The sequence below is a fragment of the Musicola paradisiaca NCPPB 2511 genome, assembly GCF_000400505.1.
GTDB lineage: Bacteria > Pseudomonadota > Gammaproteobacteria > Enterobacterales > Enterobacteriaceae > Musicola > Musicola paradisiaca.
In genome coordinates, this window is the sequence record NZ_CM001857.1 from 3,127,836 (window position 1) to 3,148,729 (window position 20,894).

At 54.6% G+C, this 20,894-nt stretch carries 15 protein-coding genes; 12 read left to right on the top strand and 3 right to left on the bottom strand.

The features are described 5' to 3' along the window. On the top strand, nt 1-323 hold a 323-nt coding region (locus tag DPA2511_RS13850), incomplete at its 5' end, for an integrase core domain-containing protein (RefSeq protein WP_155961693.1). A 129-nt stretch (nt 324-452) separates the two neighbouring features. Here DPA2511_RS13850 and DPA2511_RS13855 read toward each other — a convergent pair. Then, on the bottom strand, nt 453-1,079 hold the full coding sequence (locus DPA2511_RS13855) for a TfoX/Sxy family DNA transformation protein (RefSeq protein WP_015854378.1): 627 nt from the start codon (nt 1,077-1,079) through the stop codon (nt 453-455). A gap of 218 nt (nt 1,080-1,297) precedes the next feature. On the opposite strand from DPA2511_RS13855, the gene sulA reads away from it, so the two are divergent. Next, complete coding sequence (gene sulA, locus DPA2511_RS22915; RefSeq protein WP_015854379.1) at nt 1,298-1,792, top strand: SOS-induced cell division inhibitor SulA; 495 nt, start codon at nt 1,298-1,300, stop codon at nt 1,790-1,792. A gap of 364 nt (nt 1,793-2,156) precedes the next feature. Beyond that, a complete protein-coding gene (gene ompA / locus DPA2511_RS13860) occupies nt 2,157-3,221 on the top strand; it encodes a porin OmpA (protein ID WP_015854380.1) in 1,065 nt (354 codons plus the stop codon). A 344-nt stretch (nt 3,222-3,565) separates the two neighbouring features. On the opposite strand, the gene DPA2511_RS13870 is transcribed toward ompA, so the two are convergent. After that, nucleotides 3,566-4,531 (bottom strand): aldo/keto reductase, encoded by a 966-nt coding sequence (locus DPA2511_RS13870; protein ID WP_015854382.1) that lies wholly within the window; start codon nt 4,529-4,531, stop codon nt 3,566-3,568. Between the two features lie 242 nt (nt 4,532-4,773). Here DPA2511_RS13870 and DPA2511_RS13875 point away from each other — a divergent pair, with 242 nt between their 5' ends. The 9 genes from DPA2511_RS13875 (at nt 4,774) to trhP (ending at nt 19,957) form a co-directional block, all read left to right on the top strand. After that, nucleotides 4,774-5,958, top strand: a complete 1,185-nt coding sequence (locus DPA2511_RS13875) for a NupC/NupG family nucleoside CNT transporter (RefSeq protein ID WP_015854383.1) — start codon at nt 4,774-4,776, stop codon at nt 5,956-5,958. Nucleotides 5,959-6,164: 206 nt separating this feature from the next. Then, entirely contained in the window at nt 6,165-7,400 is a 1,236-nt protein-coding gene (locus DPA2511_RS13880; protein ID WP_015854384.1) for an MdtA/MuxA family multidrug efflux RND transporter periplasmic adaptor subunit, read from the top strand. Further along, on the top strand, nt 7,400-10,522 hold the full coding sequence (locus tag DPA2511_RS13885; RefSeq protein ID WP_015854385.1) for an MdtB/MuxB family multidrug efflux RND transporter permease subunit: 3,123 nt from the start codon (nt 7,400-7,402) through the stop codon (nt 10,520-10,522). The genes DPA2511_RS13880 and DPA2511_RS13885 overlap by 1 nt, the downstream gene beginning before the upstream one ends. Next, nucleotides 10,519-13,611, top strand: a complete 3,093-nt coding sequence (mdtC, locus tag DPA2511_RS13890; RefSeq protein WP_015854386.1) for a multidrug efflux RND transporter permease subunit MdtC — start codon at nt 10,519-10,521, stop codon at nt 13,609-13,611. The genes DPA2511_RS13885 and mdtC overlap by 4 nt, the downstream gene beginning before the upstream one ends. A 92-nt stretch (nt 13,612-13,703) precedes the next feature. Further along, nucleotides 13,704-15,107 (top strand): MFS transporter, encoded by a 1,404-nt coding sequence (gene mdtD / locus DPA2511_RS13895; protein WP_015854387.1) that lies wholly within the window; start codon nt 13,704-13,706, stop codon nt 15,105-15,107. Nucleotides 15,108-15,115: 8 nt separating this feature from the next. Further along, nucleotides 15,116-16,477, top strand: a complete 1,362-nt coding sequence (gene baeS, locus DPA2511_RS13900) for an envelope stress sensor histidine kinase BaeS (RefSeq protein ID WP_015854388.1) — start codon at nt 15,116-15,118, stop codon at nt 16,475-16,477. Nucleotides 16,478-16,494: 17 nt separating this feature from the next. Then, on the top strand, nt 16,495-17,226 hold the full coding sequence (gene baeR, locus DPA2511_RS13905; RefSeq protein ID WP_015854389.1) for an envelope stress response regulator BaeR: 732 nt from the start codon (nt 16,495-16,497) through the stop codon (nt 17,224-17,226). Nucleotides 17,227-17,344: 118 nt separating this feature from the next. Further along, nucleotides 17,345-18,307 carry a glutathione S-transferase family protein gene (locus DPA2511_RS13910; RefSeq protein ID WP_015854390.1) on the top strand — a complete coding sequence of 321 codons (963 nt, stop codon included), beginning with the start codon at nt 17,345-17,347 and terminating at the stop codon, nt 18,305-18,307. A gap of 288 nt (nt 18,308-18,595) precedes the next feature. Continuing rightward, on the top strand, nt 18,596-19,957 hold the full coding sequence (gene trhP / locus DPA2511_RS13915; RefSeq protein WP_015854391.1) for a prephenate-dependent tRNA uridine(34) hydroxylase TrhP: 1,362 nt from the start codon (nt 18,596-18,598) through the stop codon (nt 19,955-19,957). Nucleotides 19,958-20,370: 413 nt separating this feature from the next. On the opposite strand, the gene psiE is transcribed toward trhP, so the two are convergent. Then, on the bottom strand, nt 20,371-20,778 hold the full coding sequence (psiE, locus tag DPA2511_RS13920) for a phosphate-starvation-inducible protein PsiE (RefSeq protein ID WP_015854392.1): 408 nt from the start codon (nt 20,776-20,778) through the stop codon (nt 20,371-20,373). Nucleotides 20,779-20,894: the final 116 nt, after the last annotated feature.

Here is a 20,894-nt window from a genome sequence, read left to right on the forward strand (position 1 = left end):
GTGGACGGATTGAACATCATGATTACCAGCTTTATCTGGCGATTAATGATATAGACCACACGAAGACCAAAGCGATGTCGCCACAAACCAACGGTATCTGCGAACGGTTCCATAAGACGATATTGCAGGAGTTTTATCAGATGACATTCCGTAAAAAACTGTACGGAGACATTGATACTCTGCAATCGGATCTTGATGAATGGTTGCATTATTACAATAATGAACGAACTCATCAGGGAAAAATGTGCTGTGGGCGGACGCCGATGGAAACATTACTTGATGGAAAACGCATCTGGGCTGAGAAAAATTTAAGCCAGATGTAATCTGACAGACACCTGTATAAATAACCGGTAACTGTCAGATCAAATCTGAGCTAATACAGCTTATACGCTATGCGCTTGCCCACAGGAATACCAGAATCCTGTGGGCAAGCGCATATCATGCCGACACAATCAGTGTTTATGCCGTTTGTTCGAGTGAGATTGATTACTTTCGTACCATTCCAGCAGTTCTCGTCGCATAACTGCGGGCAATGCCGCCTGATGTATGCCGCAAATCGCTCCGGCCAGAGCCAGCAATATATTGACGCTGAGATTTTGTTTGACCGCTCTCATCCGCAGATAGCAACTTTTGGCGCCCAATTGACGCAGATCGTCAATATTTTTAATACCTGCTTTCCAAAGCAGGCGTTCGAGGCCATGGTTGAGGTTTGGCAAATCCTTTAGACGGGCAGACTGTACCTTGGCGATTTTATCGTTATTGGCACCCTGCAGAGAAAAACGCGCCAACTCCAGCAACGTTTGCTCGCTTTGCCACAGAGTCTCGTCAACCAAATAGTAATTAAGCGGAATAGGAATGCCTCTCTTGGTATAAATCAAGCCTGGCATCTGACGGCCCTGGAATAGGTGTTCGTTTAACTTTGAGGCTCGCAGATAAAGCTCGCCATGAGTCACCAATGCAAAAATAACCTGATTAGCCGCGATGCTATAACCGCCAAACTGGGAGCGAGATGTTATTTTTCCCAAAGGTGCAAGCACCGTTTTAGACTGCAAAATCCGCTTTTCACATAACTTTTTCATTACTTATTCCTTGTACTGAAAGGTCATTCCTGCCTTTTAAAAACATTAACAAAATTAACAATTAATTAATCACAGCAAAACTCTCACATCAAATACAAAACGTGTTATTCATACGGTTACGATCAGATTATGCGAAGCGCTTTCAGAAATTACGGTTGATCTTTGCTCACACAACAGATACTGTACACACATACAGTATCACTGTGAGGCAGAAAATCATGCGCCAGCAAACCATCCACTCTCGTCCGTTTTTTCAGGCACCCCATCAAGGGCAGCAGATACCTTCCGTTTCACCAAGCTGCGGTGTTATCAGTGAAATTGTTTATGGGGGTGAACAGCCTGTATTCGCTCCGTTGTTGCTACCTCTACTGCAGCAGTTGGGAATGCAGTCTCGCTGGTTATTGTGGTTATCGCCACAACAGAAACTCAGTCGTCCCTGGTTACAGCAGTCAGGTCTTCCACTGAATAAGATGATAGCGTTCCATCATCTTGATCCAGCTTATATCGTCGATGCCATGGAAAAAGCGCTAATAACAGGAAATTACAGTGTGGTGCTGTGCTGGTTAAATACTGAAGTGAGTGATGAACAAAAAATGCGATTGCGTCATGCGGCACAACATGGAAACACCTATGGATTTATTATTCGTTCAGAGGAAAAATCAATTGAAAGACCATTTTCCACACTAAAAATTCACTCACGGCTGTATCATTGAATAAATTAAGAATTTTCTCATCGGAATAGGTTTGAATGAAGAGATTCACAGCAAAATGGCGTTCATAGTCTTGTTGCGGATTTTAAAAATAAGAAATTAGACCGCGCAAACTGCCAAAATTATCTATTATTTGTTAATAAATATGTATGTTCCACTGGCTTTTTCAGAACTCACATCACATCACGCTTGTAACTTTCTCACCACGTTGTAGACTTTAGCACGCTGGAGTTGCCCTTCCTCATATAACGTCAGGTTACTGATGATGTGTAATAATATAAGGGCAGTACCTCCAACAAGAATTTTAACCAAGGGCACATTGGATCTGAAAACCAATTGCCAGTTTGGATGATAATGAGGCGTAAAAATGAAAAAAACAGCTATCGCGATAGCAGTGGCTGGCTTTGCTACCGTAGCGCAAGCCGCACCGAACGATAACACCTGGTACGCAGGCGGTAAACTGGGCTGGTCTCAGTTCCACGATACAGGCCTGAACGGCAGTGGTTATCAGACCACCAACGATGCGCAGGAAAATCAACTGGGTGCTGGTGTATTCGGTGGTTACCAGGCTAACCCTTATTTAGGTTTTGAGATGGGCTACGATTGGCTTGGCCGTATGAAATATACCGGCGTAAACCGTGGCAATTTCAAAGCTCAAGGCGTTCAATTAGCCGCTAAGCTGAGTTATCCGATTGTTGACGATCTGGACGTTTATACTCGTCTGGGTGGTTTCGTATGGCGCGCGGATAGCCACGACGACGTTTCTGGCAACAGCGGTCACGACACCGGTGTTTCTCCTTTGGCTGCAGTGGGTGTTGAATACGCTATCACCAAAAACTGGGCGACTCGTCTGGATTACCAGTGGGTGAACAATATCGGTGATGCTTCCACTGTAGGTGGTCGTCCTGATAATGGCCTGCTGAGTGTGGGTGTTTCTTACCGTTTCGGTCAGGAAGCTCCGGCACCGATCGTTGCCCCGGCACCGGCTCCAGCGCCGACCCCGGCTCCGGCTCCGGTTGTACAGACCAAACGTTTCACGCTGAAATCTGATGTGTTGTTTAACTTCAACAAAGCGACTCTGAAGCCTGAAGGTCAGCGTTCTCTGGATCAGTTGTATACCCAGTTAAGCACTATCGATCCGAAAGATGGCTCCGTAGTTGTTCTGGGCTTCACAGACCGTCTGGGTTCTGATCAGTACAACCAGACACTGTCTACCAAACGTGCTCAGAGCGTTGTTGATTATCTGGTTCACAAAGGCGTTCCAGCTAACAAGATCTCTGCTCGCGGTATGGGTAAAGCGAATCCGGTCAGCGGCGCCACCTGTGCTAACGTGAAGGCTCGCGCTGCACTGATCGATTGTCTGGCTCCGGATCGTCGCGTAGAAATCGAAGTTAAAGGTATCAAAGACGTTGTAACTCAGCCTCAGGCTTAAGTTTTCGTCAATACCCGACGAGTAAACGAATAAGTATTTTCAACCGTTCGTTTACCTCCAATAAAAACAGCCCTTAATCAGGGCTGTTTTTATATCTGAACATGGATGAATTAGCCTCTATTCCTCTACCGGCTCAATCCCACCTAATACATCCACCTTTATGTATTCATGATGTCTATCATCTGAAAACGCAATCTGCACCGTGCGGTTATCCGACTGAATCAGAGCAACCTGATCACACACATTACTGACAGACATGCGGTTCCATTTGCTTTCCCTATCCTGCCTTTCCTGCTTTCTTCGTCGTGTAACTGCATGAGATTCAAGGATCGCTTCGACCTGACTTACCAGGCGCTAACGCCATCAAGCAGCGATATCTCCTGTGCAGTCAGAGTCAGTCGCGTCGCTGATGCCAACTCTTTTACCTGATCGACCGTAGTCGCACTGACAATCGGCGAAGTCACTTCAGGACGAGCAATCAACCAGGCCAAAGCGACCTGCGTAGCTGTCGACTTATGTACCGTCGCTACCTGTTCTAGCGCATTCAGGATAGCCAAACCGCGAGGGTTCAAATAACGTGCGATGATGCCCTGGCCACGCGGGCTTTTCACCGCATCCTCCGGCACACGATATTTTCCGGAGAGAAACCCACTGGCGAGAGAATAATAACCAATCACGCCTAATTGCTCTGACTTCACAATGGGAGACAATGTTTCTTCATAATGCCGACGGTCGTATAAATTATATTCAGGCTGCAATGTTTCATAACGCGCTAAATGGTTTTCGCGACTGATTTTCAATGCCTCAGCCAAACGGTCGGCTTCATAATTTGAAGCCCCAATAGCGCGAACCTTACCTTCCCGAATTAACGTATCGAATGCTGCGAGCGTTTCCTCAAGCGGAGTCTCTTTATCATCCTCGTGGGATTGATACAGATCGATATAATCGGTTTGCAGACGACACAACGACGCTTCAACCGCCTGACGAATATACGCGGCAGACAGCCCGTGTCGACCTTCGCCCATATTTTTACCGACTTTGGTGGCAATAATAACCTTGTCTCGATTACCGCGTTTTTTCAACCAGTTACCGATGATGGTTTCCGATTCGCCGCCACTATTTCCCGGCACCCAGGTTGAATACACATCTGCCGTATCGATAAACGTCAACCCTTCGGACACCAGCGCATCCAGAATCTGAAACGATGACGACTCATCAACCGTCCAGCCGAACACATTCCCGCCAAACGTCAACACCGGCACGCAAATCCCCGAATGGCCAAGTTCACGGAATACATCTGAAACAGGCATAGTCCATCTCCTTGTTGAACCCATATTTCCCAAAAAAGGGAAACAGGTATACTTCCGATCAGCACCGTTAGATGAAATTTCATACCAAACGGCAGACAAAAGCGAATGCTATGAGACCAAGGCTTTAGTTTAGGTTATTTTCCAAGATATAATTCAGCTTTTGCGTTGTTCATCTCATTTTAGGCGCATCTGTTACATAAAATGACGACCAAAAATCGGCCCTAGTCATGTTTGGAGCAAAAATGTCCAATATCCTTCACTTCGTTCTGGCCTTAGCTGTTGTTGCCGCCTTGTCGCTACTGGTGTGTCGTGACAAAAAAGGTATTCGTGTCAGATTCATTATTCAGTTACTCGTTATTGAAATTCTATTAGCGTATTTTTTCCTCTATTCCAACGTAGGCTTGGGTTTTGTAAAAGGCTTCGCATCGCTGTTTGACAAACTGCTCAGCTTTGCCGGCGAAGGCACCAACTTCGTCTTCGGTAAAATGAGTGATCAGGGATTGGCGTTCTTTTTCCTGAAAGTGCTATGCCCCATCGTATTCATCTCCGCGCTGATCGGCATCCTGCAACACATCAAGGTTCTGCCGTTTATCATTCGTCTGATCGGAACCATCCTGTCCAAAGTCAACGGCATGGGAAAACTGGAATCCTTTAACGCCGTCAGCTCGTTGATCCTTGGCCAGTCTGAAAACTTCATTGCTTACAAAGATATACTGGGCAAGATGTCGGAAAAACGGATGTACACCATGGCAGCAACCGCCATGTCAACCGTCTCCATGTCCATCGTGGGCGCCTACATGTCGATGCTGGATGCCAAATACGTAGTTGCGGCGCTGGTACTCAACATGTTCAGCACCTTTGTCGTGCTTTCGCTGATCAACCCCTACCGTGTGGACGAAGAACAGGAATTGCAATTAAGCAACCTACATGAAGGTCAGAGCTTCTTTGAAATGCTGGGGGAATACATTCTTGCCGGTTTCAAAGTGGCGATTATCGTCGCTGCTATGCTAATCGGCTTTATCGCGCTGATTTCCGCTGTCAACGCCCTGTTCAGCACCATTCTTGGGCTGAGCTTCCAGGAACTATTGGGCTACGTCTTCTATCCGTTTGCCTGGATCGTCGGCATTCCCAAAGAGGAAGCATTACAGGTAGGCGGCATTATGGCCACCAAGCTGGTTTCCAACGAATTTGTCGCCATGATGGAACTGCAAAAAGTAGCAGGCCAACTGTCTCCGCGCAGCGTGGGTATTCTGTCCGTTTTCTTGGTGTCTTTTGCTAACTTCTCATCGATCGGTATTGTTGCCGGCGCCATCAAAGGCCTTGATGAAAAACAGGGTAATACCGTTTCCCGTTTCGGTCTGAAACTGGTGTATGGCTCCACGCTGGTGAGCTTGCTCTCCGCCGCTATTGCCGGTCTGGTACTGTAACCCATTATTTTTCCGATTGACGCTCTCTGAATCAGCCCCGGCAAATACCACGCCGGGGCTTTTTTTCTCTACAAACACTGACATATCTTCCATATTTCCTCCATTTTTGTTCTGCTGGTTGCTGTTTAAACTAGTATCGTTACATACCTCAAGCTTTCATAGGCTTATCAGCGGCCTGTGCTCATTGGAGACATGATTTCATTACTATGAATGCCAAACGCTCCCTTAAATTATTGATAGTCATCATTGCCATCGCAGCCGCTTTTTTTGCATGGCGTTATTTCCATCAGACACCCGCACAATCCGCATCGTCAGAAGCCAGCCGCACTCAACAGTCCTCCAGTCAGAACCGGAGTGGTAGACGAGGGTCTATGGCGCCGCCGCCGGTACAAGCCGCGATGACCGCCACCGCGTCGATTCCACACTATCTTTCTGCATTGGGTACGGTAAATGCCGCCAATACCGTCACCATACTCAGCCGGGTCAGCGGCCAGTTGATGGCCATTCATTTCCAGGAGGGGCAACAGGTCAAGCAGGGGGAACTCCTGCTCGAAATCGACCCTCGCCCGTTCCAGGTTGAACTGACTCAGGCCCAAGGGCAGTTAGCCAAAGATCAGGCGTTGCTGGTCAATGCCCGGCAGGATCTGGCGCGCTATCAGCAGCTATCCAAAACCAGTCTGGTTTCCGGACAACAGTTGAACACCCAAGAATCGCTGGTGCGGCAGTATGAAGCCACCGTGAAATCGGATCAGGGGTCGGTCGCCAGTGCCCAACTGCAACTGGACTACAGTCGGATTGCGGCGCCAATCAGCGGCCGGGTGGGGTTACGCCAGGTCGATGTCGGTAACTACATCACCAGCACCACCACCTTGCTGGTACTGACGCAAACACACCCGATCGATACGGTGTTCACGCTGCCGGAAGGGGATATCGCCACTGTCTTGAAAGCGCAGAAATCCGGGCAACCGGTGCCGGTTGAAGCCTGGGATCGCGCTAATCAGAAAATGCTCTCGCAGGGATCCCTGCTGAGTATGGACAACCAGATCGACAGCACCACCGGCACCATCAAGCTAAAAGCCCGGTTCGACAATCAGGACGATGCCCTGTTTCCCAACCAGTTCGTCAACATCCGTATCAAGGTGGATACCTTACAGAATGTGGTGGTAGCACCGTCGTCGGCGATTCAGATGGGTAATGACGGGCGCTTTATCTGGGTACTGAACGACAAAGATCAGGTCAGCAAACACATGATCGTTACCGGCATCCAGTACGGCCAGCAAACCGTCGTCACCAGCGGGCTGAACGCCGGCGAGCGCGTCGTGACGGATGGTATCGACAAACTGACCGAAGGGGCGCGCGTCGAAGTGTTGTCGCCCGAAAAACCCGATGCCCAGGCCACCGCCAGCGGTGAAAAACGTCAGCGTAAAGCGGAGAAATCCTGATGCAGGAAAGCTCGCCGATTCACGGCGGCGGCCCGTCGCGCCTGTTTATCCTCAGGCCGGTCGCCACCACCCTGCTGATGGTCGCCATTCTGCTGGCGGGTCTGGTGGGGTACCGCGCACTGCCGGTATCCGCGCTGCCCGAAGTCGATTACCCGACCATCCAGGTTGTGACGCTCTATCCAGGCGCCAGCCCGGATGTCATGACCTCGTCGGTCACTGCACCGCTTGAACACCAGTTCGGCAGCATGTCCGGGCTCAAACAGATGTCGAGCCAGAGTTCTGCGGGCGCGTCCGTCATCACACTGCAATTCCAGCTTACCCTGTCGCTGGACGTCGCGGAGCAGGATGTGCAGGCGGCGATCAATGCCGCCACCAATCTGCTGCCGACCGACCTGCCCTTCCCGCCGACTTACAACAAAGTCAACCCGGCGGATCCACCGATCATGACGCTGGCGGTCACGTCCACCGCCATGCCCATGACGCAGGTGCAGGATATGCTTGAAACCCGCATCGCGCAGAAAATCTCCCAGGTCGAAGGGGTAGGTCTGGTGACACTGGCGGGCGGCCAACGGCCGTCAGTACGGGTGAAGTTGAATGCGGGCGCGCTGGCTTCCTTCGGGCTGAGCAGCGAATCGGTGCGTACCGCCATCACCGCCGCCAACGTCAACACGCCGAAAGGCAGTTTTGATGGCCCGACCCGTTCGGTCACGTTGTCCGCCAACGACCAAATTCGTTCGGTGGATGACTACCGCCAGTTGATTATCACCTGGAAGAACAACGCCCCGGTACGGCTACAGGATGTCGCCACCGTCGAACAGGCGCCGGAAAACACCAAACTGGCGGCCTGGGCTAATCAAAATCAGGCCATCATTCTCAATATTCAACGGCAGCCGGGCGCCAACGTTATCGCCACCGCGGATCATATCCGTAATCTGTTGCCGACCTTGCAAGCCAGCTTACCCAAATCCGTCAACGTCACGCTGCTGGCGGATCGCACAACCACCATTCGCGCCTCGGTAGACGATGTTCAATTCGAGCTGTTGTTGGCGATCGCGCTGGTGGTGATGGTGATTTACCTGTTTCTGCGCAATGCGGTAGCGACGCTGATCCCCAGCATCGCCGTGCCGCTGTCGCTGGTGGGCACCTTTGCCGCCATGTACTTCCTCGGGTTTTCCGTTAATAACCTGACGTTAATGGCGCTGACCATCGCCACCGGCTTCGTGGTGGATGATGCGATCGTGGTGATCGAGAACATCGCCCGTTATATCGAAAAAGGCGAAAAACCGCTGGATGCGGCGCTGAAAGGCGCCGGAGAGATTGGCTTTACGATTATTTCACTGACCTTCTCGCTGATCGCAGTGCTGATTCCGCTGCTGTTCATGGGCGATATCATCGGCCGACTGTTTCGTGAATTCGCCGTCACCCTGGCCGTCTCGATTCTGATCTCCGCGATCGTTTCGCTGACGTTGACGCCCATGATGTGCGCTCGCTTACTCAATCATGAAGCGCTTGCTCATCAAAACAGGTTTACTCGTGCCAGTGAACGTTTCTTCGACTGGGTGATTGCCGCTTACGGTCGCGGCCTGACACGGGTACTCAGCCATCCGTGGATAACGCTTAGCGTGGCTATCGGCACGCTGGTATTAACCGTTCTGCTGTATATCGTCATCCCCAAAGGATTTTTCCCGATTCAGGACAACGGTATCATCCAGGGGACAGTGCAGGCGGCGCAGACGATCTCGTTTAACAGCATGGTGGACAAGCAACATCAAGTCACCGACGCCATCCTGAAAGATCCGACCGTCGAGAGCGTCTCGTCATTCATCGGCGTTGATGGCACCAACCCATCGCTCAATAGTGGTCGCTTGCAGATTAACCTCAAGCCGTTCAGCGAACGCAGTGAGCGCGTACAAACCATCATCGATCGATTGCAACAGCAAGCCGCGGCGATTCCCGGCGTTCAACTCTACCTGCAACCGGTACAAGACCTGACTATCGACACCCAGGTCAGCCGCACCCAATATCAGTTCACCTTGCAAACCATGTCGCTGGATGAATTGGGCGTCTGGGTACCCAAGCTGACCGCCGAGCTACAAAAACTGCCGCAATTGCAGGATGTCAGCAGCGACTGGCAGGACGGCGCCGCGGTAGCTTACGTCAAGGTTGACCGCGACAACGCCAGCCGGCTGGGCATTACCATGTCGCAGATCGACAGCGCCCTGTATAACGCCTTCGGCCAGCGGCTAATTTCCACCATCTATACCCAATCCAACCAATATCGCGTGGTTCTGGAACAGCACTCACCCAACAAAACCGGGTTGGATCCGTTGCACGATATCCGGTTGGTGAACAGTACCGGCGGCGTCGTACCGTTGGATAGCATTGCAACGATTGAAGAGCGCAACGGTACGTTGGCGGTCAACCATATCGACCAGTTCCCGTCCAGCACCATCTCTTTCAACGTCGCGCCGGGTTACGCGCTGGGTGATGCCGTCAAGGCGATTGAAACCACCCAGCAGCAGATGCAGTTGCCGTCGGATATCATCACCCGCTTCCAGGGCAGCACGCTGGCGTTCCAGGCTGCGCTGACCAGCACCATCTGGCTGGTAGTGGCGGCGATCGTGGCGATGTACATCGTCTTGGGCGTCTTGTACGAAAGCTTTATCCATCCGGTCACTATCCTGTCCACGCTGCCCACTGCGGGCGTCGGCGCCTTGCTGGCGCTGATGATCTCGGGCAGCGATCTGAACATCATCGCCATCATCGGCATTATTTTGCTGATCGGTATCGTGAAGAAAAACGCCATCATGATGATCGATTTTGCGCTGGCCGCCGAGCGTGAGCACGGCATGAGTCCGTATCAGGCGATCTATCAGGCGTGTCTGTTGCGTTTCCGCCCGATTCTGATGACCACCATGGCGGCACTGCTCAGCGCCGTACCCTTGATGTTCAGCACCGGCGTCGGCGCCGAACTGCGGCGTCCGTTGGGGATCTGTATGGTCGGCGGGTTGGTGATGAGCCAGGTGCTGACATTGTTCACGACGCCGGTGATCTATCTGCTGTTTGATCGCCTGGCGCATCGTCTACGCCGTCCCCGTCCGCAGGAAGGAGAGGCGCAGTGAAGTTCTTCGCACTGTTCATCCAACGGCCGGTCGCCACCACGCTGTTGGCGCTGGCGATTACCCTGTGCGGCGTGCTTGGCTACCGGCTATTGCCGGTATCGCCGCTGCCTCAGGTGGATTTTCCGGTTATCGCAGTGACGGCAACCCTGTCGGGCGCCTCGCCGGAAACCATGGCGTCATCGGTGGCGACCCCGCTGGAACGATCGCTGGGACGTATTGCCGGCATCAATGAAATGACCTCCATGAGTTCGCTGGGCAGTACCCGCATCATTCTGCAATTTGCCCTGGATCGCGATATCAACGGCGCCGCCCGCGATGTCCAGGCCGCCATCAACGCCGCGCAAAGCTTATTGCCCAGCAACATGGCGAGCCGCCCCTATTATCGCAAGGTCAATCCATCCGACGCGCCGATCGTGATTCTGACGCTGACCTCCGATACCTACGGCCCAGGCCAGCTCTATGACTACGCCTCCACCCAAATCGCCCAGCGCGTCTCGCAAATCGAAGGGGTGGGTGATGTCACCATCGGCGGCAGTTCCCTGCCCGCCGTTCGGGTATCGCTGAACCCACAGGCGTTATTCAATCAGGGGGTATCGCTGGACGAAGTCCGCCAGTCCATCGCTCAGGCCAACGTGCGTCAGCCGGTGGGGAGTCTGGACAACGGCGACATCCACTACCAGATTCAGACCAACGATGAATTGAAGACCGCCGATGCCTATCGTTCGTTGATTGTTCATTACAACAACGGCGCGCCGGTACGTCTCAGCGATGTCGCCGGCGTCAGGGATTCGGTACAGAACGTCCTGAACGCCGGGATGACCAACGCCAAACCGGCGGTGTTGATCCTGATCCGACGCGCGCCGGACGCCAATATCATCTCCACCGTCGATAATATCCGCGCCTCATTGCCGGAATTACGCACACTGTTGCCCGCGTCCATCAACATGGAGGTCGCACAGGATCGCTCCCCCACGATTCGTGCGTCACTACGTGATGTGGAGCGCTCGCTGACGATCGCCGTTTCGCTGGTGATTCTGGTGGTGTTTCTGTTCCTGCGTTCCGGCCGCGCCACGCTGATACCGGCCATCGCCGTGCCGGTGTCGCTGATCGGTACATTTGCCGCCATGTATCTCTGCGGTTTCAGCCTCAACAACTTATCGCTGATGGCGCTGACCGTCGCCACCGGCTTTGTGGTGGATGACGCTATCGTCGTGCTGGAAAACATTTCCCGCCACATCGAAGCCGGTATGAAACCGTTGCAGGCCTCACTGCAAGGGGTGCGGGAAGTGGGTTTTACCGTGGTGTCCATGAGTCTGTCGCTGATCGCAGTGTTTATTCCGCTGCTGCTGATGAGTGGGCTGCCGGGGCGCCTGTTTCGCGAATTTTCCGTCACGCTGTCGGTCGCGATCCTGATCTCTCTGCTGGTGTCCATCACCCTGACGCCCATGATGTGCTCCCGTCTGCTGCGTGCCCACCCGGTGCGCAGCCAGCCGCGCAAGCGCGGTTTCAACCGCGTGCTGCTGAGCGTGCAGCAAGGCTATGGCCGTTCGCTGCGATGGGTATTGAATCACTCGCGCTGGGTTCTGATGGTGCTGCTGGGTACCATCGCTCTGAGTGTCTGGCTGTACATCAGCATTCCCAAGACCTTCTTCCCGGAGCAGGACACCGGGCGCCTGATGGGGTTCATCCAGGCGGATCAGAGCATTTCGTTCCAGGCGATGAAGGGCAAGTTGCAGGACTTTATGAAAATCGTGCGGGACGATCCGGCGGTAGATAATGTCACCGGCTTTACCGGCGGGATGCGTACCAATAGCGGCTCGATGTTTATCAGTCTCAAGCCCTTGTCCGAACGCGACGTCACCGCCCAGCAGGTGATTACCCGTCTACGCGAAAAACTCTCGAAAGAACCGGGCGCCAACCTGTATCTGATGGCGGTACAGGATGTACGTATCGGCGGCCGCGAAGCCAACGCCGGCTATCAATATTCCCTGTTGTCCGATGATCTGGCGGTGCTGCGCAGTTGGGAGCCTAAAATTCGCGACGCACTGAGTAAGTTGCCGCAATTGGCCGACGTCAGTTCCGATCAGCAGGATAAAGGGGCGGAAATGATGCTGGAATACGATCGTGACGCCATCGCACGTCTCGGCATCAGCGTTGCCAGCGTCAACGCCTTATTGAATGACGCCTTCGGCCAGCGCCAGATCTCCACCATTTACCAGCCGATGAACCAGTACAAAGTGGTGATGGAGGTGGATTCCGCCTACACCCAGGATCCGTCATCACTGGAAAAAATGTTTGTGATCAACAGTGATGGCAAACCGATACCGCTGTCGTTTTTCGCCCACTGGCGGCCGGCCAACACGCCGCTGGCGGTGAACCATCAAGGGTTGTCGGCGGCGGCCACCATCGCCTTCAACCTGCCGGACGGCGCCAGCCTGTCGGACGCGACCGACGCCATCCAGCGCACCATGACCGCGCTGGGGGTGCCCTCTTCGATCCGTGGTCAATTCGCCGGTACCGCGCTGGCGTTCCAGCAGTCGCAGCATTCTCAGGTGATCCTGATCATCGCCGCGATCATTACGGTGTATATCGTGCTGGGGATTCTGTACGAAAACTACGTCCATCCGCTGACGATCCTCTCCACCCTGCCCTCCGCCGGCGTGGGCGCGCTGATGGCGCTGGAGCTGTTCGGCAAACCGTTCAGCCTGATTGCGCTCATCGGTATCATGCTGCTGATCGGGATTGTGAAGAAGAACGCCATCATGATGGTGGATTTTGCTCAGGTGGCGCAGCGTGAGGGAAAACTGTCGGCGCAGGAGGCGATTTTCCGCGCCTGCATGTTGCGTTTCCGGCCAATCATGATGACCACCATGGCGGCGCTGTTCGGCGCACTGCCACTGGTTCTGGGCAGCGGCGACGGCGCGGAACTGCGGCAGCCGCTGGGAATCACGATTGTCGGTGGGCTGGTGATGAGCCAGCTGCTGACGCTGTATACGACGCCGGTGGTCTATCTGTTTTTCGATCGCCTGCGTCGGCGTTCCGGCACACAGACCGAAACCGGGCTCACCCAGGCCGAGCCCGGCGAATAGCGAGCTAAGGGCCATTAGCCGCCAGCACAGACGCCGGGATTGCCCGGCGTCTGTTTACCATGAATGACATGACCCAAGGAGTATTCCCATCCATGACCGACTCGCCTGCTGCCGTTCGCTGGCAACTGTGGATCGTGGCCTTCGGCTTTTTCATGCAGACACTGGATACCACCATCGTCAACACGGCATTACCGTCGATGGCGGTCAGCCTGAACGAAAGTCCGCTACATATGCACGCGGTGATTGTCGCCTATGTGCTGACCGTCGCCATGGTGCTGCCCGCCAGCGGTTGGCTGGCGGATAGACTCGGTGTGCGCAATGTATTTTTATCCGCCATCCTGTTGTTCAGCCTCGGCTCGCTGCTGTGCGCCCGTTCGGAAACCCTCAACGAACTGTTGCTATCGCGCGTGGCGCAGGGGATCGGCGGCGCGATGATGGTGCCCATCGGCCGGTTGACCGTGATGAAACTGGTGCCCAGAGATCAGTACATGGCGGCGATGACCTTCGTGACCCTACCAGGGCAGATCGGCCCGTTGATGGGGCCGTCGCTCGGCGGTTTTCTGGTGCAGTACGCCAGCTGGCACTGGATCTTCCTGATCAATATTCCGGTGGGCATTATCGGCGCCATCGCCACCGGGCTGCTGATGCCCAATTTCACCATGCCCGCCCGACGCTTCGACCTGCGTGGTTTTTTCTGTTTAGTCGTCTGTATGGCGACCTTGACGCTGGCGTTGGATGGGCAAAAAAGCCTGGGTTTTTCGCCCGCGATGATCACCGCGCTGATCGGCACCGGCAGCCTGGCGCTGGCGGGTTACTGGCTGCACGCCAGACACAACGAACAGGCGCTGTTCAACCTGCGGCTGTTCAACACTCACAGCTTTACCATCGGGTTGTTCGGCGGCTGGCTGGCGCGCATCGGCAGCGGCATGTTGCCCTTTATGACGCCGGTCTTCCTGCAACTCGGCCTGGGTTACTCGCCGTTCCATGCCGGCCTGATGATGATCCCGCTGGTGATGGGCAATATGGGGATGAAACGACTGGTGGTGAAGATCGTCAACCGTTTCGGGTATCGCAACGTGCTGATCGCCTCGACGCTGATGTTGGCGATCGCGTCCCTCCTGTTCGCGCTGGTGGCGATGATGAACTGGCGCTGGCTGATGCCTTGCGTGCTGTTTATAGTCGGTATGGTCAACGGCATTCGTTTCTCCACCATGAATACCCTGACGCTGAAAGACCTGCCGGATGACCTTGCCAGCGGCGGCAACAGCCTGCTGTCGATGTCGATGCAGTTGTCCACCAGCATGGGGGTCAGTATCGCCGGCCTGCTGTTGGGGCTGTTCGCGCACCAGCATCTGGTCGCCGGAACGGCGGAAACCAATATCATCTTCCTCTATACCTATCTGTGTATGGCGGCCGTCATGGCGTTTCCGGCGTTGATATTCAGCCGGGCGCCCGCCGACATTCTGCAACAGGCAACATTGCCGCGTCGTTCATGAGGCCCGCCATGAAATTCGGAATCGCCGCCAGACAGTTTCTCGCTATCTTCATCACCAGCATGCTGGTGCTGATCATCATGCATTTTGGCGTGCGGATAAGTTTTGAAAAAGGCTTCATCGACTATATCCGCCGCAGCAACGAGCAGCGCATCACGCAGCTTAAAGGGTTAGTGGAAGAACAGTATCAGCAACACGGCAGTTGGGAGTTTTTGCGGAATAATGAACGCGGCATTTTTTCCATGATCCGCTCGCTGGAACAAAGCAACGATGGGGCGCTACATGGTTGGCGAACCCGATTTTGGGTCATGGACACCAATGACCAGCGTCTGCTTGGGCCGCCGATAGCGATTCCGGCAGGCAGCAGTTGGCAACCCTTCCGTTACAAAAATCAGATCGTCGGCTGGATGGTCAGCGCGCCGATCGATGGCCTGACCCGCAATGCGGATATCAGCTTTGATAGTCAGCAACAACGTACCAGTTGGTTGATTGTCGGCTTCTCCACACTGCTGGCCATCGTCGTCACCTGGCTGATGTCTCGCGGTCTGTTGGCACCGGTAAAACGGCTGGTGGACGGCATCCATCAATTGGCGGGGGGGAATTTCAGCGCCCGAGTGACCGCCAGCGGCCGCGATGAATTGGGACGTCTGGCACAGGATTTTAACCAACTGGCGTCTGCACTGGAAAAAAACGAGCAGTCGCGCCGGGCGTTCATGGCGGATGTCTCCCATGAGTTGCGCACGCCGCTGGCAGTATTGCGCGGTGAGCTGGAAGCGCTGCAGGACGGTGTCCGACGACCCGACGCCTCCGCGTTTCATTCGTTGCAGATGGAAGTGGAAATCCTGACCAAACTGGTGAATGACCTGCATCAACTGTCGTTGTCTGATCTGGGTGCGCTGGCCTACCGCAAAATGCCGGTGGCGGCCATCGACTTGTTGCAGCAATCCGTGGCGCTCTACCGGGAGCGTTTTCAGCACAAGGGCATCACGCTGACGACACGTTTCGGCGTCGACGAGAACACCGTATTCGGTGATCCGGATCGGCTCAGTCAGTTGTTCAACAATCTGCTGGAAAACAGCCTGCGCTATACTGACGATCACGGTCGGCTGGAAGTGGAAACAGAATGGCATCCTCAGCGGTTGATGATCCACTGGCGCGACAGCGCACCCGGTATCACCGACGAGCAGCTATCGCTGATTTTTGAACGTTTTTATCGTGCGGAAAACTCCCGTAACCGCGCCAGCGGCGGCTCAGGGCTGGGGCTCGCCATCTGCGCCAATATCGTCGAGGCGCATAACGGCCGGCTTTACGCCGCACACTCACCGCTCGGCGGCGTACAAATTACCGTCGAACTTCCGTTGCATACGCGCTGAATACAAGAGGTATCGTAATGACTGCGACATCCGCCGCTCCAGCCACCGATGACACATTGCCGGTACTGATCGTGGAAGATGAACCCAAACTTGGCCAGTTGCTGGTGGATTACCTACAGGCATCCGGCTATGCGACACACTGGTTGACCCAGGGTAATGATGTCGAGCCCTGGGTCAGGGCGCATCCTTGCCGCCTGGTGCTGCTGGATCTGATGCTGCCCGGCCGCGATGGGCTGTCTTTGTGTCAGGCGATACGCGGTTTCTCCAATGTGCCCATCATCATGGTCACGGCACGGACGGAAGAGATCGATCGCTTGCTGGGGCTGGAGATCGGCGCTGACGACTATATCTGTAAACCCTACAGCCCGCGCGAAGTGGTGGCCAGAGTCAAAACCCTGTTGCGCCGCTGCCATTGGCAATCGGAGCCTACCGCCGTCACCGATCGCCCTGCATTGTTGATCGACCAATACCGTTATCAGGCCAGCTATCTGGGCCGCAATCTCGATTTAACGCCCGCCGAATTCCGGTTACTGAGAATTCTCTCCGCCGAGCCTAATCGGGTATTTTCCCGCGAACAGTTGCTGGACAACCTGTACGACGACTACCGCGTCGTCACCGATCGCACCATCGACAGCCACATCAAGAATCTGCGTCGCAAACTGGAGCAGTTCGATCAGGAAACGTCATTTATCCGCACCGTCTACGGTATCGGCTACCGCTGGGAAGCGGCCGCCAGTCAGGAGGTGTAACCCTATCCGTGGTGGCGTCAAAGAAACTGTTCAACTTCGTTAAAAATTTACGATAGGACTGCCCAACCCCGCTCGCTAACATAGTCGACGGGCAAATATCACAGTAACGAGGTCGAACATGTCGGGTTTGGTAAACGGAAAATGGGTGGATGGCGATGTCGCGGCGGAGGAGATCAAAAACGGTGCGTTTCACCGCCAGGAGACCCGATTCCGGGAGACGGCATTAGTCCCGGAAGCCGGGCGTTATCAGCTTTTTGTTTCCTACCTCTGCCCCTGGGCGTCGCGGACACTGATTTTCCGTGCGTTGAAGGGGCTGGAATCCATCGTCGCCGTCTCCGTTGCTGAACCCACGATTGGCGAACAAGGCTGGGAATTCCGTACCCCGCAAGACGCCGGGGAACGTCTCGAACCGGTGCGTTACGTGCACCAGCTCTACACCGCCAGCGATGCCCACTACACCGGCAAGGTTTCCGTGCCGGTGCTCTGGGATCGCAACACCGGCCGCATCGTTAACAATGAATCCTCGGACATTATCCGTATCCTCAATCAGGCGTTCGATGCGCTGACCGGCAACCGGCTGGATCTCTACCCCACCGAACGCCAGGCAGACATCGACCGCTGGAACACATTGATTTACGACAATATCAACAACGGCGTGTATAAAACCGGCTTTGCCAAAACCCAGGAGCATTACGACGCCGCCGTCACTGCGCTGTTCAACGCACTGGATACCGTCGAAGCCCACCTGGCGACGCACCGCTATCTGGCCGGCGATACGCTGACCGAAGCCGACTGGCGCCTGTTTGTAACCCTGGTGCGTTTCGATACCGCTTATCACGGCGCCTTCAAATGCAACATCCGCCGTCTGGAGGATTATCCGCACCTCTCGGGCTACCTGCGCGAGCTGTACCAGTGGCCGGGCATCAGCGAAACGGTCAATTTACCGCACATCAAGGCGGGTTATTACAGCATCCGCTGGCTGAATCCCACCGGGATCGTACCGAAAGGCCCGACGGTGGACTTCACCCGTCCCCACCTGCGCGATCGCGTCGGCCCTTCCGCCGGCATTCTCTCCCGCTGACACCCTCGACGCCCCGCCGCTTTATGCCGGTATCCCGGGATAAAGCGGCGGCACGGCCACCGCCCCTTTTCCTGACGTGTCTTTCCGCCCGAGCGTCAATCCGCCTGGCACCGTCGCCTTTGGCGGCAATTCAATGCCTGCGCCGCGTCACCCGTGCCCGGCATAGCCGGTAGCGGTACTTTTCCTCGGCGAACTACTGATTTTTCCCGCCGTTGGCGTTAGAATCGCCCGCCTTTACTGCTTCCGTTCGGGAGCAGCCTGACCTGCGATCAGACATTGAGAGATACCATGTTTAAACCGGAATTACTGTCTCCGGCCGGCACCCTGAAAAATATGCGTTACGCCTTTGCCTACGGCGCCGACGCGATTTATGCCGGCCAACCCCGTTACAGCCTGCGCGTGCGCAATAACGAGTTCAACCACCAGACGCTGGCTCAGGCGATCGCCGAAGCCCATGAACTGGGGAAAAAATTCTACGTGGTGGTCAATATCGCGCCCCACAACGCCAAGCTGAAAACCTTCCTGCGCGATCTGCAACCAGTCGTGGAAATGAATCCGGATGCGCTGATCATGTCCGACCCGGGGTTGATCATGCTGGTACGGGAAAACTTCCCGCAGATGCCGATCCACCTCTCCGTTCAAGCCAATGCCGTCAACTGGGCCACCGTTAAATTCTGGCAACAGATGGGGCTGAGCCGCGTGATCCTGTCCCGCGAGCTGTCGCTGGAAGAAATCGAAGAAATTCGCACCCAGGTACCGGAAATGGAACTGGAAGTGTTCGTCCACGGCGCACTGTGCATGGCCTATTCCGGCCGCTGCCTGCTGTCCGGCTACATCAACAAACGCGACCCCAATCAGGGCACCTGCACCAATGCCTGCCGTTGGGAATACAAGGTGCAGGAAGGCAAGGAAGACGACGTCGGCAACATTGTGCACATCCATGAGCCTATCGCCGTCACCCAGGTCGATCCGACGCTGGGTATCGGCGCGCCGACCGATAAGGTCTTCATGCTGGAAGAGAGCCAGCGTCCGGGCGAATACATGAGCGCGTTTGAAGACGAACACGGCACCTACATCATGAACTCGCGCGATCTGCGTGCCATCCAGCATGTCGAACGCCTGACCCAGATGCAGGTGCATTCGCTGAAGATCGAAGGCCGCACCAAATCCTTCTACTACTGCGCCCGCACCGCGCAGGTTTATCGCCGCGCCATTGACGACGCCGCCGCCGGTAAACCGTTCGATCCCACGCTGCTGCAAACGCTGGAAGGGCTGGCGCACCGCGGCTACACCGAAGGCTTTCTGCGCCGCCATGTCCATGAGGATTATCAAAACTACGACTACGGCTATTCGGTTTCCGACCGTCAGCAGTTTGTCGGCGAGTTCACCGGCGAACGTCTGAACGGGCTGGCGGCCGTCGCGGTCAAAAACAAATTCTCAGTCGGCGACAGCGTAGAAATGATGACGCCGGGCGGTAATGTGCAGTTCACCATTACGCTGATGCAAAACCGCAAAGGGGAAGCGATTGATGTCGCGCCGGGCGACGGGCACACCGTCTATTTGCCGGTGCCGGAAGATATCGCGCTGGATTACGCTCTGCTGTTGCGTAACCTGCCGGGCACCAACACCCGTAATCCTCACCTGAAATAAGCGGAATACAGCACAATAGCCGCCAGTTGTCGTATTTTTAGAATCCGATCACATCAATGACGGCGACAACTGGTTACTATTGCAGCGCTGAGAAAATACAGAACGAAAACAAGCGTAGTTATACTACTAGGAACCACCTCCTTGGCCGGCCCAATCTCCCTTGGGCTGGCTTTTTCTTTTTGATTCTAAACTCTTTTTTCCCTACAACCTGCGGTTTATGCTCACCCTCGTCAACCGGCTGCGGCTACGCCAATGCCGGCCCGGACGCAACCCCGGTCTAAAAGACATGGTGTGTCGTAATGCCGTGTTGTTAAGCGTGATGACGGAGCCGAAACACAGAATGATGTTCCAGAGCAATTAACACCCGCCGACGCCGGGTGTTAATTGACCAACATGACACACCTGCCCGTCGCTTATTCGCGTTTCAGGCGCGGGCTGTTGGCCAGATAGAGCGTCACCACCAAAATCAGGATGGCGCCGGCATAGGTCAGGGTATCGATCGGATTTTTGTGATCGACGATGATTAGCCGAATGATGGCGGTAATACCGATATAGATGAAATAGCGTAGCGGAAAGTGATATCCAGACGAAAAATACTTCACAATCAATGCAATAAATTCGAAATATAAAAAATAGATCACCAGGCTCTCGATCAGCATGTAGGAAGATTCCTTCTCATTGCTGACAAACAGTACCGTCGACAGATGCGCAGTCTCCTTGACAAGAAAGATGACCAGCATCACCGCCAGTGCCAGCAGCCCGACATTGAGGATCGTCTGTAGTCCCCGGGCAATCATTACCGCACGTATTGAACCCGCCATGAGCCCCTCCTTAAGTCCACTCATCGACACAACCGTGACCGCCAGACTACTGTCCGCAGATGTCGCCACGCTGACAATAATCTGACACAGATCACAAAATTAACGGGTAGCGGGCG

Bases quoted from the DNA above. Each gene is read 5' to 3' on its own strand.
- DPA2511_RS13855 (WP_015854378.1), bottom strand. From the start codon at position 1,079: ATGAAAAAGTTATGTGAAAAGCGGATTTTGCAGTCTAAAACGGTGCTT.
- sulA (WP_015854379.1), top strand. From the start codon at position 1,298: ATGCGCCAGCAAACCATCCACTCTCGTCCGTTTTTTCAGGCACCCCAT.
- ompA (WP_015854380.1), top strand. From the start codon at position 2,157: ATGAAAAAAACAGCTATCGCGATAGCAGTGGCTGGCTTTGCTACCGTA.
- DPA2511_RS13870 (WP_015854382.1), bottom strand. From the start codon at position 4,531: ATGCCTGTTTCAGATGTATTCCGTGAACTTGGCCATTCGGGGATTTGC.
- DPA2511_RS13875 (WP_015854383.1), top strand. From the start codon at position 4,774: ATGTCCAATATCCTTCACTTCGTTCTGGCCTTAGCTGTTGTTGCCGCC.
- DPA2511_RS13880 (WP_015854384.1), top strand. From the start codon at position 6,165: ATGAATGCCAAACGCTCCCTTAAATTATTGATAGTCATCATTGCCATC.
- DPA2511_RS13885 (WP_015854385.1), top strand. From the start codon at position 7,400: ATGCAGGAAAGCTCGCCGATTCACGGCGGCGGCCCGTCGCGCCTGTTT.
- mdtD (WP_015854387.1), top strand. From the start codon at position 13,704: ATGACCGACTCGCCTGCTGCCGTTCGCTGGCAACTGTGGATCGTGGCC.
- baeS (WP_015854388.1), top strand. From the start codon at position 15,116: ATGAAATTCGGAATCGCCGCCAGACAGTTTCTCGCTATCTTCATCACC.
- baeR (WP_015854389.1), top strand. From the start codon at position 16,495: ATGACTGCGACATCCGCCGCTCCAGCCACCGATGACACATTGCCGGTA.
- DPA2511_RS13910 (WP_015854390.1), top strand. From the start codon at position 17,345: ATGTCGGGTTTGGTAAACGGAAAATGGGTGGATGGCGATGTCGCGGCG.
- trhP (WP_015854391.1), top strand. From the start codon at position 18,596: ATGTTTAAACCGGAATTACTGTCTCCGGCCGGCACCCTGAAAAATATG.
- psiE (WP_015854392.1), bottom strand. From the start codon at position 20,778: ATGGCGGGTTCAATACGTGCGGTAATGATTGCCCGGGGACTACAGACG.